The organism is Cognatundibacterium rivi, assembly GCF_018139565.1.
Lineage (GTDB): Bacteria > Pseudomonadota > Gammaproteobacteria > Burkholderiales > Burkholderiaceae_D > Undibacterium > Undibacterium rivi.
Genome location: NZ_JAGSPK010000004.1, coordinates 125,602 through 140,779, shown reverse-complemented (window position 1 = coordinate 140,779; position 15,178 = coordinate 125,602). Strand labels below are relative to the sequence as shown.

Here is a 15,178-nt window from a genome sequence, read left to right as displayed (position 1 = left end):
GACTTATTTCATCCCGAAAAATTCACCGCATGACAAAACTTGGGACACGTAAGGCTATTTTTGCTAGGATATGCGCAATTTTAAAAGCAAGCTACTTTTTAGCGGGTAACCGTTATTGATAAGTAAATGCACGATCACCATATGAATATCGCCAACAATGGCTACTGATAAAGAATTATCGAATTTCCTGGAGAATGTGGAAAGGCGTGCGTTCAAGCATGCCGTCTATACAGTCAGGAACGAGGAATCAGCACTGGACATCGTCCAGGAAGCAATGATTAAACTCTCTGAAAAGTATGGCGACAAGCCTGCAAATGAATTGCCTATGCTGTTTCAGAGAATATTGCAAAACACCATTCTGGATTTTTTCCGGCGTGAGAAAGTGCGGAATACCTGGGTCAGCCTGTTTTCCAGCTTTACGCCCGGCAATAATCAGGAGGATGATAACTTTGACTTGCTCGAAAGTTATGCTGCTGAAGAAGGAACTGAAGCAGCAGAATCGACTGCAGATAAGTTAGAACGCGAACAGGTTCTGAATATTATTGATGATGAAATAAAAAAGCTGCCTGCACGTCAACGGGAAGCGTTCCTCATGCGTTACTGGGAAGACATGGATGTCGCAGAGACAGCCGCAGCAATGGGCTGCTCAGAAGGCAGCGTCAAAACGCATTGCTCTCGTGCAACCCACGCACTGGCCGCCAACCTCAAGGCTAAAGGAATACAGTTATGAACTACTCAAAAGAATCGCGGGATCTTGATTTTGCCTACAAGGTCAAACGTGCTCTGAACGAATCGGCAGAAAACATCCCATCTCCGGCACTGGAGAGACTGGCACAAGCCCGTAAGCTTGCTCTTGCCCGTAAGAAGCAGGAAGCCCCTGTCAGCGTACTCGCAATCAAAAACGTCTTCGCTGGAGTAAATGGTTTTGCGTCTCAAGGTATGGGCTCGTGGTTTGGCAAAGTGAGTTTATTGCTTCCTATGCTGGCGCTGGTTGCCGGATTGTTTGGTATTTACGAATATGAACAGCAACAAAACATCAGTGAATTAGCTGATATTGATGCCGCAGTCCTCGTTGACGAATTACCTCCCGCAGCTTATGTCGATACAGGCTTCAGCGCTTATCTGAATAAAGCGGAGGAGTAAACGTGGCGTTTTCCAATTTACGTCATTACGCATTTTTCCTGCTTTTCAGTGCTGGTTTGCCATTTGCTCTGGCTGGCGGCATTAATGCCGTGCCTGCTTCCAAACCGGCAGCCACACCTGCAATTACTGCACCTGCCACAGTGGTAAGGCCACTGTGGTCGGAACTGAGTGTGATGCAAAAACAGGCATTGGCACCACTGGCTGGTGAATGGGATAAGTTTCCCGAAGGCCGTAAGAAAAAATGGCTGGAAATAGTCACACGCTACGCAAAAATGAAGCCAGAGGAACAAGTTCGCGTGCAGGAAAGAATGCGCGAATGGATTAAGCTCACACCAGAACAACGCATGGCTGCGCGTGAAAACTTCGCGAAAAGCTCGCTGGTGAAACCTGAACAAAAATCAGCGCAGTGGCAACAATATCAACAGCTCAGCGCCGAAGAAAAGCAACGTCTCGCGCAGGAACATGCCAAGAAAAAAAGCGTGACCAATTTATCACCAGATCTGGTGAAAAATCCGCAAATACTGGCACCGATCAAGCTGGGCCCTAAACCAGCGGCAAAACCAGCGCTAGCAGCGCCGATCGCACCAGTTCCTGCACCACAGCCAACAGCATCAGCCGCAGCGTTAGCGGTCACACCGGCACCCGCTTCTGGCAGTCTGCCTGCCGTCAGCGAACCTGCCATCGCTCCAGCCGTAGGCTCTGCATCCCAAGCCGTATCGAAATAATCTGTGAATAGCGTTTTAGCCACACCCACCTTACGTCGCCGTTTAATTTGCATGGTCTATGAAGCCTTGCTCTTATTCGGCATCGTCTTTGTTGCCGGTTTTTTGTTTGATGTCATCACGCAAAGCAAGCACGCACTGACCTTGCGACATCTACGGCAAGTATGGCTGTTTATTGTCATCGGTATTTATTTTGTATTTTGCTGGACCCGCAGCGGACAAACGCTTGCGATGCAAACCTGGCGTATCCGTGTGGCAGATACCGACGGCAAAAAACTTCCACTGGTGAAGGCAATCGTCCGCTATTGCCTTACCTGGATGTGGTTTATTCCAGCAATGGCCATCAATTATCAGCTCGGACTTAAAGAGTGGCCGATGGTAATCGTGCTCGGTATCGGCATCGCAGGCTGGGCGATGACATCCCGCCTCGACGAACATGGTCAATTTTTACACGATAAGCTCGCTAAAACACGCTTATTTCACGTTTCTTCTGAGAACGAGAAAATTGCCACAATGTAGCGAGAGGTTTTGCTGTTGAACAGAACGATGTTATTCTAATGAAATAATTTTTCGAGAAGAATCACATGCAACACAAAGCTCCTCGCCGCACCCGGGAACGCATCCTCGAACTTTCCCTCCGCTTGTTTAATGAATTTGGTGAGCCAAACATCACAACAACGGTGATTGCCGAAGAAATGAATATTTCGCCCGGCAATCTGTATTACCATTTCCGCAATAAAGACGATATCGTCAACTCCATTTTTACCCAGTTTGAAGCGGAAATTAATAAAAAGCTCGCCTTCCCGCAGGGCAGAAAAGCCAATATTCAGGATATCTGGACTTATTTACACCTGACTTTTGAACTGGTCTGGCGTTATCGCTTTTTCTATCGCGATCTGAGTGATTTACTGTCGCGCAACCGTAAGCTGGAACTCAATTTCAAAGAAATCCTGTCGCATAAAATCAAAGTCGCCACCGATCTCTGCCACGACTTACGCGCCGACGGCGAATTTGAAGCAACCGATATGGATATAGATGCACTCGCAACCAATATGGTTGTCGTCGCCACTTACTGGCTGTCGTATGAATATGTACGCAATCCGCGTAAATATTCAGAGCTGCAAACCATGTCGGAATCACTGGCGCGCGGCTGCTATCAGGTCATCGTGCTGATCAGCCCGTATTTACGCGGCGAAACCAAACAAGTGTTTGAAAAAATGTCGCAGAACTATCTGCAAAAAATGAATCACTCATGAAAGCAATCTGCGTTTATTGCGGCTCAGCATCAGGAATCCTACCTGCCTACGCAGCCGGTGCCAGACAACTGGCAGCAAATCTGGTCAAACAACAATTGGGGCTGGTCTATGGTGGCGGCAACGTCGGCCTGATGGGCATCATTGCCGACGAAGTCATGCGACTTGGCGGAAACGTCACCGGCATTATCCCTAAAGCCCTGATGGATAAAGAAGTTGGTCATCGCGGCCTGAGCGAGCTGCATATCGTCAAAAATATGCATGAACGCAAAGCCATGATGGCGGAATTATCCGATGGTTTTATCGCTATGCCAGGCGGTATAGGCACACTCGAAGAACTATTCGAGGTCATGACCTGGGCACAACTGGGTTTCCATGACAAACCGATAGGCTTACTGAATGTCGAAGGCTTCTACGACGGTCTGTTACAGTTTCTGAAGAATACACAGCAACAAGGTTTCTTGCGCCCGGCGCATCTGGAACTACTGTATTCCAGTAGTAATCCGGCAGAGTTATTACAGCACTTCGCGACCTATCAACCTGTGCACATACGTAAATGGGTAGATAAGCCAGACCTGTAATCTGCCATTGCTCTGCCGCAGACACGTCGCTGGGAAACGTCTGTGGCTGCGAATACTTTTCCTTCCATATCCGGACGAATGCGGTTTTCCCGGAAATACAGAGTAAAATGCCGCTTCATCCGTTCTTTATGTGTTTATTTCAAAGCTATGAAATTCTCCAAGCAATTCTCCCTGTACGAATCTGAAGCAACCAGCTTTCTCAAAAGTTTAAAAACTGCGAATCCTAAGCTGGAACAAAGCCAACGTGACGGTCGCGCACTGTTGTGGGATAAAGCACCAGTTGATCTGGAAACGCAAAAAAATAATCTGGAATCGCGCGTACCACAACAAGCTTACGTCTATCAAAACAAAGGCTGATCCTGTCAGAGCGCCCTGCTTGTGACTACTCCTGAACTTCCCTCGACAGAGTTACCTCTGGTCGGTGCCGTTGACAGCACGCCCGATGTCGTTGACGGCATGGCGTTTGCGCGACTGTACGGCGAACCGCTGTTCAAGCTGCCGAATGATTTATACATTCCGCCCGATGCGCTGGAAGTTTTTCTGGAAGCGTTCGAAGGGCCGCTGGATTTATTGCTGTATCTGATCCGCAAACAGAATTTTAATATTCTCGACATTCCGATGGCGCAAGTAACCTTGCAATATCTGAAGTATGTCGATCAGATCCGCGAACACAATCTGGAGCTTGCCGCAGAATACCTGCTGATGGCCGCCATGCTGATTGAAATTAAATCCCGCATGTTGCTGCCATCCACCAAGAGCAATGCCGAAGATGAGGCTGAAGATCCGCGTGCGGAATTGGTGCGACGCCTGCTCGAATATGAGCAAATGAAACTGGCCGCTTACGATTTAAATGCAATACCGCAGCTAGGCCGTGATTTTTTACATGCGCAGGTGTTCGTCGAGCAAAACACGGTACTGCACTGGCCGCATGTCGAAGTCGCTGATATACAAGCAGCCTGGGCCGACATCATGAAGCGGGCAACGCTGGTGGCCCATCACAAAATCAGCCGCGAGGAATTATCGGTACGCGAACACATGTCCGCTATTTTACGTAAGCTGCAATCGACTAAATTTGTCGAATTTTCCGAACTGTTCGACCCATCCCGCGGCGCACCGGTACTGGTTGTGAATTTTGTTGCCCTGCTCGAACTGGCAAAAGAAACACTGATAGAAATTACCCAGGCCGAAGCCTTCGCGCCCATCTACGTCAGACTCGCCTATTCGCCAGTCTGAGTATTGTTGATAACCGAAACATCACACATTCATCATGAAAATCATTTCATCCATTGAAGAATTACGCGACCATCTGAGCGGTCAGTTACGCACGGCATTTGTGCCCACCATGGGCAATCTGCATGAAGGTCATCTGTCGCTGATGCGACTGGCGAAAAAACATGGCGACCCGGTAGTCGCCTCGATTTTCGTCAATCGTCTGCAATTCGGACCGAACGAAGATTTCGACAAATATCCACGCACTTTCCAGGCTGACGTAGAAAAACTGGAAAAAGAAGGCGTGTATATTTTGTTCGCGCCGACAGAAAAAGATTTGTATCCGGAACCGCAGGAATTCCGCGTTCGTCCACCAGACGATCTCGGCAATATTCTCGAAGGCGAATTCCGCCCCGGCTTTTTCACCGGCGTGACCACGGTAGTGTTGAAATTATTCTCTTGCGTACAACCACGCGTTGCCGTGTTCGGTAAAAAAGATTATCAACAGCTGATGATCGTCAGAAATATGAGCAAGCAATTTGCCCTGCCAACCGAAATTATCGCAGCCGATACTTTCCGTGCCGATGACGGTCTCGCTTTATCGTCGCGTAATATGTATCTGTCGGCCGAAGAGCGGGCTGAAGCACCGGCGCTGTATCAGGCGTTGAATCAGGTTGCAGAAGAAGTCCGCGGCGGTCATCTGGATATGTTTGAACTCGAACGTAAAGCTATGGCCAGCCTCGCAAATCGCCACTGGAAACCGGATTATATTGCGATTCGCAAACGCGCCGATCTGCAACCGCCGTCTGCTGGCGATATTGCGCAAGGCGCACCGCTGGTGGTGCTGGCCGCTGCAAAACTCGGCAATACCCGTCTGATCGACAATCTGGAAATCTGATGACATCACTGCGCATGCTGATTAGCAGCGTCTGCCTGCTGCCTGCACTGCTAGTCAGCGCTGGCAGTCTGGCGGCGGTCAGTGTCAAAGACGATGCGCAGCGTACGATTACGCTCGACAAACCGGCGCAAAGAATCATTAGTCTGGCGCCGCATGCGACCGAATTATTATTTGAAGCTGGCGCCGCAAAAAGCATCGTTGCCGTCAGCGATTACAGTGATTTTCCGGCAGCCGCAAAGGCATTACCATCGGTCGGCAACGTCTTTGCTTTAGATCTGGAAAAATTGCTGGCCTTAAAACCTGATCTTGTTGTCGTCTGGGGCACAGGTAGCGGTAAATTGCTGGTCAACAAATTACGCGACAATCACATCACCGTTTTTGAAAGCGAACCACGCGATTATGAGATGGTAGCCACCTCGCTTGAACGACTGGCGATACTGGCTGGCACGCCTGCCGCAGGCAAAGCGGCGGCCGACAAATTCCGTTCCCGCCTGTCGCTGCTGCAGCAACAATATCAGAGCGCACGCGACAAACCGGTCAGTGTTTTCTATCAGGTCAATCGCAAGCCGCTGATGACGCTCAATGATACGCACATGGTCTCGGCAGCGATACGCTTATGCGGCGGCAAAAACGTCTTTGGTGCGCTGAAAGAAATCAGCCCCACCGTTTCTGTGGAAGCTTTGCTGGCAGCGAACCCGGATGCCATCATCACCGGTGGCAGCAACACCGACAGCCTGAATGAGTGGCGGCAGTTTTCTGTGCTGACTGCGGCAAAGAAAAATCATTTGTACGCGGTGAATGGCGACTGGCTGAACCGCGCCGGGCCGCGCATACTCGATGGCACCGAAGCACTCTGCAAACACATTGCCGCAGCCAGAGAAAAGTAAAACAGGCGCTTGTGATCATGAGCGCTCTCGCCGCTGCTCAGTACAACAAAAAGTTACCCCTCAAGCATGATTCTGTCTTTACGAGGATAATTCATGCGTCAGCCGCAGTGCGGCGTTTTTCTGGATATGATACATGCGTAAAGGCATCTTCCTCGCAGGCTCGGCTTATATCGTCTGGGGCCTGTTTCCACTGTATTTCAAAGCACTGCACAGCATTCCCGCCTTAGAAATTCTGATCCACCGCATGTTATGGTCGCTGCTGTTTTTAGGTGCGGTACTCGCCTGGCGCCAGCAATGGTCGTGGCTGAGCGCGGCTTTTCGTCAGCCAAAAGTGATTGCCGGTTTTACGCTCAGCGCCCTGCTCTTATCGAGCAACTGGTTTATCTATATCTGGGCGGTCAACGACGGTCATGTGGTGGATGCAAGTCTGGGTTATTTCATTACGCCACTGGTGAATATTCTGATTGGCTCGGCGGTGCTGCGGGAAAGGCTGCGTCCCGGTCAATGGCTGGCCGTCGCCTTTGCCGCACTCGGCGTGGCCTGGCTGACCTGGCAGACCGGTCATCTGCCCTGGGTCGCTCTGGCGCTGGCGATCACCTTCGGCACTTACGGTTTATTGCGTAAAACCTCAGCGCTGGGCGCACTGGAAGGCTTATCGCTGGAAACGATACTGCTGTTCCCATTCGCTTTTGCTTATCTCGCGTGGCTGACTTTACACGGGCAAAACGCGTTTATGACGCAAGACAGTCACATGCAGATACTGATCGCGCTCAGCGGCCCGATCACGGCGATTCCACTGTTACTGTTTGCCGCCGGTGCGCGGCGGATTCCGATGACGACACTCGGTCTGCTGCAATATATCGCGCCTAGTGTGCAATTATTGCTCGGCATCTGGGTGTTTCATGAGGCATTTGATCAACATAAACTGCTTGGCTTCATGGCGATCTGGGCAGCGCTGCTGGTGTATTCGATGGAAGGCATGTGGATCAGCTTCGCAGCCAAAAAACAGGGAGTATGAGCCTGTTTGCATCAAATCTCAGCGTATTTACTGGGGTTTAAAATATACTCCCCCCAGTATATTTGAGGCAAAAAAGCACACCTGGTGTGCTTTTTTTGATGGCGCAAAACGATTCATGTTAAAGTAGCGCCTTCGCTAGGGGTCCTGGGAATTTTGTTTCCGGGTGAGAGAGTCCCTTATACCTGATCTGGATAATGCCAGCGAAGGGAAGCGCAAAGTTCATGCCTCTGCCACGTCCTTTTGTGTACTCCCGCGCTGTACTTCATCGCAACCGAGAGTACAACATGAAAAACCCATCTGCACATCATCTTCATCCACGCCGTTTATCACTGATCGCGCTTGCTGTCGCACAGGCATTTGCATGGAACACGGCGCGCGCGCAATCGACTGAAAAAGAATTACCGGAAGTCGTCGTCAGCGGCAACCGCCTCAGCGATGCCAAAGCCGAACGCACCAAAGCCGCCGGTTTTCTGGATACCGCGCTGATCGAGACGCCGTTTTCTGTCACCGCATGGACAACGCTGCAAATGCAGGATTTGCGCATACGCCAGACCACTGATGCGATGAAATTCGATGCCAGTGTGAATGATGCCTACAACGCCATCGGCTATGCCGAGCAATTCTCGATTCGCGGTTTTGCAATGGATAATTCCAGCAGCTATCGCAAAGATGGTTTTGCGATTCCGGGCGATGCCTCGATTCCGCTGGAAAATAAAGAACGCGTTGAAATCCTCAAAGGTATTTCCGGATTTCAGTCCGGCTTTGCCACGCCGGGCGGCATACTGAATTATGTGACCAAGCGCCCGACTGCTTCCGCGCTGCGCAGCATCACCACGGAAATCTCTGAACGCGGCACCTTGTATGGCAGTGCCGATCTGGGCGGCATGAGCGCCGACCGCCAATTCGGTTATCGCATCAATGCCGCTGGCGAACGCCTGCGCTCGTATGTCAAAGGGGCGAATGGTGAGCGCCAGTTTATTTCCGGCGCATTCGACTGGCATTTGTCGTCGCAGGCTTTGCTGCAACTCGATCTCGATTACCAGCACAAATCACAGCTCTCAGTACCCGGCTTTCAGCTCACGAATGGCACCGATCTGCCACGCAATATCAGCGCCGATATGATGCTGAATCAACAGCCGTGGGCGAAACCGGTCGATACCCGCAACACCAATGTGGGTCTGCGTTTTGAATACAAAATTAACGCGGACTGGAACGCCAGCTTTGCCGCCAATCAGCATGAATTCAAACGCGACGATTACACCGCTTTTCCGTATGGCTGCAGTTCTGCCAATCTGGCTCCGGGCTATTGCGCGAATGGTGATTACGATATGTATGACTATCGCAGCCTGAATGAATCGAAATCGATGACCGGCACGCAGGCGCTGCTCAGTGGTAAATTTAATACCGGCGTATTTGCTCATACATTCGCAGCGGGTTTATCGACTTCGCGCCGTAAAGATTATTTTGGCGATTACATTTACGACTTCGCTGGCACCAGCAATCTGTATAACCCGGTCGCCGTTGCACCCTCGCCAAATCAGCCGGGCGCCGCCAGCTTGCGTCGTACCGATAAAGAATGGTCAGTATTCGCGCAAGACATCATCAGCCTCAGCGACAGCTGGAAACTGCACGCTGGCGTGCGTCACCTGCACATAACACGCAGCCAGCTCGATAACCCCGGTTACGACCGCAATGCCTGGGTGTCGAATGCAGCGCTGGTGTATCAGCCTGTGCAATCCATGTCTTTCTACGGTTCGTTTGCGCAAGGGCTGGAGCATGGCGGCATCGCGCCTTTCGGCACCAGCAATCAGAATGTGATGCTGAATCCGGCACGTTCGAAACAACTGGAATTCGGTATCAAAACCGAGCTGAGCCGTGATCTGAGCCTGACCGCGGCCGTCTTCCGCATTCAGAAACCGCTCGAATACACCAATAGCGCGAATGCCTACGTACAAAACGGCGAAGCACAACATACCGGGCTGGAGCTCTCGGCACAGGGTAAGTTGAGTTCGCAACTGTACCTCGGCGCCAGCATCACCGCACTCCAAGCGAAACAGCAAGACACAGGGAATGCCGCACTGGATGGCAAGCGCGTGTTGAACGTGCCTGAGCTGAAATCCAGCATCTATGCCGACTACGCCGTGGCGCAAGTGAAAGGGTTGAATCTGAACGCGAGCTGGCAATATTCCGGCAATAAAGCCTATTCGCCGGATAACGCGGTGATCGTGCCCGGCTATCAGGTGGTGAATCTGGGGGCACGTTATGTGACCAGCTTAGGCGGTACCGCAACGACCTTGCGCTTCAACATCGACAATGCATTCGATAAATTCTACTGGCGCGATGTCACGCAATCCCTCGGCGGCTACTTGCTACCCGGCGCCTCACGGATTTACAAACTGTCCGCACAGTTTGATTTCTGATGTCACGACAAGCTGACCTGCGCTGAAACAGCGCAGTCATCTCCATAAAAAACGACGATACGCGATGGCGATCGTCGTTTTTTATTGTCGCTTCATTATCAGCTTCACTTCCGGATTCCATTCGGGACTCATCGGCATTCAGTCTGTCGGCAGATCACAGCAAGCACAATCCATCAAAATATACTGGGGGGAGTATTTTTTAACACCCAATAGATTCAATGAGATTTAAGCAAAAACTCAACATACTCCCCTGTTTTTACTAAAAACAAGAAGCCAGAACACGTCTTTTACAAATCAAACGCAGGGCAGAAGTCTGAATGGTGAGACTTCTCAATCAAAAAAAGACGTGTTTCAACACACCTTGCTGACAGATAAAGCAAAAGATCGGAATTAACTGAATTTTGTTGTTATTGGCGCAATGTTGATATAAATCAACTTTTTTATATTAACATATTGTCTGATATAGAATTGATCGCTTTGATTGCCTAAATCGGTTTGGATAAAGTTACCCGATCTTTATCTGCCAGCGTCCGACCGGGCTGAATTAATCTGAATCAGCCAGTGACTGCAAACCGTGAACAATGAGGTGTTTTTTACCCCTGCCTCAGATCACAGAAAATATGCCGCATTTGTATCCCCCCTTAAGAAAAAATTTTCTTTAACAAGACAGGAAGAGACATGAAACTCAGCTTTCGTAGCAAACTTTATTTACCACTCATCATTAGTTGGCTTTGCCTGCTCGGTATCAGCACGGTGAATGTATTGCAAAATAAAGCGCACCGTTTTGAAGAACGGCAGATCGCCTTGCGATTTGCGACGGACGTCGGCATGTCAACAGTAAAAGAATACGCGGCGCTGGTCAGTTCTGGCGCCATGCCACTCGAAGAAGCGCAAAAACAAGCGCTGACGCGCCTAAAAGCCATGCGCTACGGCAAGGATGGTTACTACACGGTGATTAATTCTCATCCGACTGTGGTGATGCATCCGATCAAAGCAGAACTCGTCGGTAAAGATGCGAGCGACTTCAAGGATGCCAACGGACAGTATTTCTATCGTAATGTCTCAACCATTGCCAAAGGTGCCGGTGAAGGCTGGATAGAGTATGTATGGCCTAAACCTGGCAATGCAGACCAGAAACAGGTATTTCCTAAAGGCGCCTACGTTTTGACCTATAAGCCGTGGGACTGGACCTTCATCACCGGCTTATACCTTGATGATCTGACGGATGCATTCGTCAAAGATCTGTGGAATTCCATCTTTTTGCTCGCAGGTATCGGCATCGTATTAAGTGCAATCATCGTCATCGTGGCACGTAATATTGAGCGCGCCATCGGCGGCGAACCGGAATATGCGGCCGACATCGCTAAAGGTATTGCCGCAGGCGATCTGACGATTGATGTCCACACCCGTGAAAATGATCAGGACAGCCTGCTGTTCGCGATGAAGAGCATGCGCCAGAGTCTCGCCAAAGTCGTTGGCGAGGTACGCCAGAGTACCGATATGATCGCAACTGCCTCCAGCGAAATTGCCTCAGGCAATCTGGATTTATCTGCGCGCACCGAAGAACAGGCAGGCTCGCTTGAAGAAACAGCGGCTTCCATGGAAGAGCTGACGTCGACCGTTAAGCAAAACGCAGAAAATGCACGCCAGGCAAATCAGTTGGTCTTGTCCACCGCCGACGTGGCTGCGAAAGGTTCCGTGGCGGGCACGACGGTCGTCAACACCATGGAAGCCATTAACAGCTCATCCAAGAAAATTGTCGACATCATCAGCGTGATTGACGGCATCGCTTTCCAGACCAATATTCTTGCGCTGAACGCGGCAGTGGAAGCAGCGCGCGCCGGTGAACAGGGGCGCGGATTTGCCGTGGTCGCATCAGAAGTCCGCAATCTGGCGCAACGCTCTGCTGCTGCCGCAAAAGAAATCAAAACACTGATTGATGATTCGGTTGAAAAGGTAGGACTGGGTTCGCAACAGGTAGGTGAAGCGGGTCTCGCGTTGCAGGAAATTGTCACTGGCGTCAATCGCATCACCGATGTGATGAGCGAAATCACGGCGGCCAGCCATGAACAGCAGTCTGGCATAGAACAAGTGAATCAGGCCATCATCCAGATGGATCAGGTCACGCAACAAAACGCCGCGTTAGTAGAGCAAGCTGCGGCGGCTTCCGCTGCGATGCAAGACCAGGCCAGAAATCTGGCAAACGTGGTCAGCATGTTTAAGCTGGATACATCGCAAACTATCGTCGGCACATCCTCGCCCACGTTCTCGCACACATCCGCACACACATTACGCGCTGCACCAGCAAAGGCAGCGCCACGGATTGCCAGTCAGCGTCAGGCGCAGCCGCTGAAAAAAATTGCGAGCACAACAAAACGGGCAGCAACAAAAGAAAGCGCAGACTGGGAAGAATTTTAAACGTATCGGCACGAGCTTCGCTGGCTAAGGAACTCGTGCTGCCCCATAAATAAGCGCATAAATAAGCGCATAAAAACTTCATAAAAACAGTTCATAAAAAAAAGCTCGCATATTGCGAGCTTTTTTTATGAATCTGCGTTCTCTGGTTTCAGACGTTTGCCCGCACCAGAAAATCCATGCCAACCTCACGCCAGCATTCGGTTTCTTTTTGCAACCAGTACGCCACCGTCGGATGCAGAGAAACCCAATCGCGGCGCATGTCGAGTTCGATATTCTTTTTCATTTTGAGGCGAATATCTTCATAGTCAATTTCCGCGCGCGAGTGCATCAGCATCACCGCCAGACGCAATGCCAACACCGCTTTGGCAAAATCCATTTCCGTCAGACCTTCGCTGATTTTGCGCAAATTACCTTTCTGACTCAGGATCAGCTTGCTCATGATTCTCTGCTCGCTGGTGGTGAATCCCGCCATGTCGGCGTTCTCTATCATGTAAGCACCATGCTTATGGTAACCCGTGTGAGAAACGACCATGCCTACTTCATGCAACATCGCGCTCCAGTACAACAAGCGCAAATAGGTATCGGATGCCGGTTTGAGTTGCTGATAAATCGATTTCACCATCTCTGCAACGCGATTGGCACGTGACATGTCGATATGAAAAAGCTGGGTAATTTTCTGCACCGACACTTCGCGCCGGTCGCGTTTGGTCGCACGTAAATACAAGTCCCACATGACCCCCATGCGCAGACCCGCTTCAACCGGCAACAAGACTTCAATATTAAATTCCGCCATTAGCCCGATCAGAATGGCCAGCCCGCCGATCACCATGGCGACGCGCTCGGGTTTGATACCAGTCAATTCAAGTTCGCTGAGTTGTCCGCTGCGGATGCAGTATTGTTTCAGTGCATTCAGACTTTTTAAGGTCAGCTTGCCATCGCCCAGACCATTGTTGACGATCGCATCGGCAATCGCCCGCATCGTGCCAGACGAACCGTAAGCCTTGCGCCAGTGCTGCGGCTGATACGGTGGCGCGGCATCTTCAAACATCGATCGAGCGGACAAAATAGCCGCTTCAAAAGCCGCTTCCGTCAGGCGCCCGTCCGGGAAAAAACTGGCGCTATGCTTGACGGTGCCTATGCTGAACGATTCCACCTTGATGATCTCGTGCCCGCGCCCGAGTATCACTTCCGTCGAGCCACCACCAATATCCATCACCAGCCGACGCTCATCCGGCACAGGTATAGCATTCGATACGCCCATGTAGATCAGGCGGCCCTCTTCTTCACCGGAAATCACATCAATCGGATGACCGATCGCCGCTTCGGCACGCGGCAAAATCGCAGCAGAATTTTTAGCGATGCGTATCGTATTCGTCGCAACAACACGGACACTGTCGATCGGGTAAGCATTCAGAATTTCACGGAAGCGCGCCAGACAATCAACGGCATTCTGTATCGCCTGCGGTGTCAGATTACCATCGGCATCAAGCCCTGCCGCCAGCCGGATAGGTTCACGCGCGCTTTTCACGACACGAATCGCGTCACCTTCATGGCGCGCGATGTGCAAACGAAAACTGTTGGAACCAAGGTCAACGGCAGCCAGCATGTTTTCTATCCTTTACTATCAATACCATGAGAGAGATACAGCACGTCAGAGTGAAAATGATATTAATCATTTTTTGTGACCTGCAAGTGACGCCAGATTTACGGTGTGACAAAAAAACGTCGCTGCATAGATTCCAGCCCCGTCGTCTTCAGCACTTCCGCCAGTCGCTCGGCCGGACGTTTCGCAGGCAAACCTTTGTATTCGGCAATGATTAATTCATTTTTCATCGAATGCTCCCATCCTACCAGCTCGGTCACCCGGACCTGATAGCCATGTGCCTCCAACTGCAGACAACGCAACACATTGGTAATCTGACTGCCAAACTCGCGCGTATGTATGGGATGACGCCACATTTCAGATAAGGGATTATTACGCACAGCATCGCCCTTATTTTTGCGCAATTCAGCGGCAATTTCGGCCTGGCAACAAGGGACCAGCACCATAAATCTCGCCTTCTTTTTCAGGGCAAACTGTATCGCATCATCTGTTGCAGTATCACACGCATGCAATGCGGTGACGATGTCAATCCGGTCTGGCAACTGATCTGAGGTAATCGAATCTGCCACGGATAAAGTCAGGAAAGACATGCCCGGAAAATTCAGGCGCCGGGCAAGTTCTGTCGATCGCTGCACCAGTTCATCGCGGGTTTCAATCCCGTAGATATGCGCTTTGCTTTGCGATTGCCCGACTTTAAAAAAGAGATCATACAAAATAAAACCGAGATAGGACTTCCCTGCCCCATGATCAACCAGACTGATATCCGCATGGTCTTTTTGCAGACTTTCCAGTAAAGGCTCAATGAATTGATATAAGTGATAAACCTGCTTGAGTTTGCGGCGACTATCCTGATTCAGTTTGCCATCGCGCGTGAGGATGTGCAGCTCTTTGAGTAACTCCAGCGACTGACCGGGACGAATTTCATGCTTTTCGTTGTTATCGGTAGCATCCTGCCCGCGTTGCCCGTCTGATTTGTTTTGTTTGCTTTTTTTGACTTCAGGCTTTTTCATGATGGACTGTCCGCTA

Annotated in this window: 15 protein-coding genes and 1 riboswitch; of the genes, 13 read left to right on the top strand and 2 right to left on the bottom strand. The window is 50.5% G+C overall.

The window, feature by feature from the left end; translation table 11 throughout:
• Positions 1 to 157: 157 nt before the first annotated feature.
• From KDM87_RS12400 to KDM87_RS17955, 13 genes are all read left to right on the top strand, one after another.
• On the top strand, positions 158 to 730 hold the full coding sequence (locus KDM87_RS12400) for an RNA polymerase sigma factor (protein WP_212679380.1): 573 nt from the start codon (positions 158 to 160) through the stop codon (positions 728 to 730).
• The gene (locus KDM87_RS12395) at positions 727 to 1,143 is read left to right on the top strand and encodes a DUF3619 family protein (RefSeq protein WP_212679379.1); all 417 of its coding nucleotides are present in this window, start codon (positions 727 to 729) and stop codon (positions 1,141 to 1,143) included. The genes KDM87_RS12400 and KDM87_RS12395 overlap by 4 nt, the downstream gene beginning before the upstream one ends.
• A 2-nt stretch (positions 1,144 to 1,145) precedes the next feature.
• Positions 1,146 to 1,868: a DUF3106 domain-containing protein gene (locus KDM87_RS12390; protein ID WP_329604932.1), complete on the top strand. Its 723-nt coding sequence runs from the start codon at positions 1,146 to 1,148 to the stop codon at positions 1,866 to 1,868.
• Positions 1,869 to 1,871: 3 nt separating this feature from the next.
• The gene (locus tag KDM87_RS12385) at positions 1,872 to 2,384 is read left to right on the top strand and encodes an RDD family protein (protein WP_329604931.1); all 513 of its coding nucleotides are present in this window, start codon (positions 1,872 to 1,874) and stop codon (positions 2,382 to 2,384) included.
• Between the two features lie 65 nt (positions 2,385 to 2,449).
• Entirely contained in the window at positions 2,450 to 3,121 is a 672-nt protein-coding gene (locus KDM87_RS12380; protein WP_186885105.1) for a TetR/AcrR family transcriptional regulator, read from the top strand.
• Positions 3,118 to 3,699, top strand: coding sequence for an LOG family protein (locus KDM87_RS12375; RefSeq protein WP_212679378.1), 582 nt, complete (start codon positions 3,118 to 3,120; stop codon positions 3,697 to 3,699). The genes KDM87_RS12380 and KDM87_RS12375 overlap by 4 nt, the downstream gene beginning before the upstream one ends.
• 147 nt (positions 3,700 to 3,846) lie before the next feature.
• The gene (locus tag KDM87_RS12370; protein WP_212679377.1) at positions 3,847 to 4,056 is read left to right on the top strand and encodes a DUF3460 family protein; all 210 of its coding nucleotides are present in this window, start codon (positions 3,847 to 3,849) and stop codon (positions 4,054 to 4,056) included.
• Positions 4,057 to 4,077: 21 nt separating this feature from the next.
• A complete protein-coding gene (locus KDM87_RS12365; RefSeq protein ID WP_329604930.1) occupies positions 4,078 to 4,932 on the top strand; it encodes a segregation and condensation protein A in 855 nt (284 codons plus the stop codon).
• 34 nt (positions 4,933 to 4,966) lie between these two features.
• Entirely contained in the window at positions 4,967 to 5,806 is an 840-nt protein-coding gene (gene panC, locus KDM87_RS12360; protein WP_212679376.1) for a pantoate--beta-alanine ligase, read from the top strand.
• Positions 5,806 to 6,693: a cobalamin-binding protein gene (locus KDM87_RS12355; protein WP_230407753.1), complete on the top strand. Its 888-nt coding sequence runs from the start codon at positions 5,806 to 5,808 to the stop codon at positions 6,691 to 6,693. The genes panC and KDM87_RS12355 overlap by 1 nt, the downstream gene beginning before the upstream one ends.
• A gap of 133 nt (positions 6,694 to 6,826) precedes the next feature.
• Positions 6,827 to 7,711, top strand: a complete 885-nt coding sequence (gene rarD, locus KDM87_RS12350; protein ID WP_212679375.1) for an EamA family transporter RarD — start codon at positions 6,827 to 6,829, stop codon at positions 7,709 to 7,711.
• Between the two features lie 127 nt (positions 7,712 to 7,838).
• A riboswitch (TPP riboswitch) is annotated at positions 7,839 to 7,937 on the top strand.
• 58 nt (positions 7,938 to 7,995) lie between these two features.
• On the top strand, positions 7,996 to 10,131 hold the full coding sequence (locus KDM87_RS12345) for a TonB-dependent siderophore receptor (RefSeq protein ID WP_212679374.1): 2,136 nt from the start codon (positions 7,996 to 7,998) through the stop codon (positions 10,129 to 10,131).
• A 678-nt stretch (positions 10,132 to 10,809) separates the two neighbouring features.
• Complete coding sequence (locus KDM87_RS17955) at positions 10,810 to 12,549, top strand: methyl-accepting chemotaxis protein (RefSeq protein WP_212679373.1); 1,740 nt, start codon at positions 10,810 to 10,812, stop codon at positions 12,547 to 12,549.
• 148 nt (positions 12,550 to 12,697) lie between these two features.
• On the opposite strand, the gene KDM87_RS12335 is transcribed toward KDM87_RS17955, so the two are convergent.
• Both KDM87_RS12335 and KDM87_RS12330 read right to left on the bottom strand, forming a co-directional pair.
• A complete protein-coding gene (locus tag KDM87_RS12335; RefSeq protein ID WP_212679372.1) occupies positions 12,698 to 14,155 on the bottom strand; it encodes a Ppx/GppA phosphatase family protein in 1,458 nt (485 codons plus the stop codon).
• 98 nt (positions 14,156 to 14,253) lie between these two features.
• Positions 14,254 to 15,162 carry a class I SAM-dependent methyltransferase gene (locus KDM87_RS12330; RefSeq protein WP_212679371.1) on the bottom strand — a complete coding sequence of 303 codons (909 nt, stop codon included), beginning with the start codon at positions 15,160 to 15,162 and terminating at the stop codon, positions 14,254 to 14,256.
• Positions 15,163 to 15,178: the final 16 nt, after the last annotated feature.

Bases quoted from the DNA above. Each gene is read 5' to 3' on its own strand.
- KDM87_RS12400 (WP_212679380.1), top strand. From the start codon at position 158: ATGGCTACTGATAAAGAATTATCGAATTTCCTGGAGAATGTGGAAAGG.
- KDM87_RS12395 (WP_212679379.1), top strand. From the start codon at position 727: ATGAACTACTCAAAAGAATCGCGGGATCTTGATTTTGCCTACAAGGTC.
- KDM87_RS12380 (WP_186885105.1), top strand. From the start codon at position 2,450: ATGCAACACAAAGCTCCTCGCCGCACCCGGGAACGCATCCTCGAACTT.
- KDM87_RS12375 (WP_212679378.1), top strand. From the start codon at position 3,118: ATGAAAGCAATCTGCGTTTATTGCGGCTCAGCATCAGGAATCCTACCT.
- KDM87_RS12370 (WP_212679377.1), top strand. From the start codon at position 3,847: ATGAAATTCTCCAAGCAATTCTCCCTGTACGAATCTGAAGCAACCAGC.
- panC (WP_212679376.1), top strand. From the start codon at position 4,967: ATGAAAATCATTTCATCCATTGAAGAATTACGCGACCATCTGAGCGGT.
- KDM87_RS12355 (WP_230407753.1), top strand. From the start codon at position 5,806: ATGACATCACTGCGCATGCTGATTAGCAGCGTCTGCCTGCTGCCTGCA.
- rarD (WP_212679375.1), top strand. From the start codon at position 6,827: ATGCGTAAAGGCATCTTCCTCGCAGGCTCGGCTTATATCGTCTGGGGC.
- KDM87_RS12345 (WP_212679374.1), top strand. From the start codon at position 7,996: ATGAAAAACCCATCTGCACATCATCTTCATCCACGCCGTTTATCACTG.
- KDM87_RS17955 (WP_212679373.1), top strand. From the start codon at position 10,810: ATGAAACTCAGCTTTCGTAGCAAACTTTATTTACCACTCATCATTAGT.
- KDM87_RS12335 (WP_212679372.1), bottom strand. From the start codon at position 14,155: ATGCTGGCTGCCGTTGACCTTGGTTCCAACAGTTTTCGTTTGCACATC.
- KDM87_RS12330 (WP_212679371.1), bottom strand. From the start codon at position 15,162: ATGAAAAAGCCTGAAGTCAAAAAAAGCAAACAAAACAAATCAGACGGG.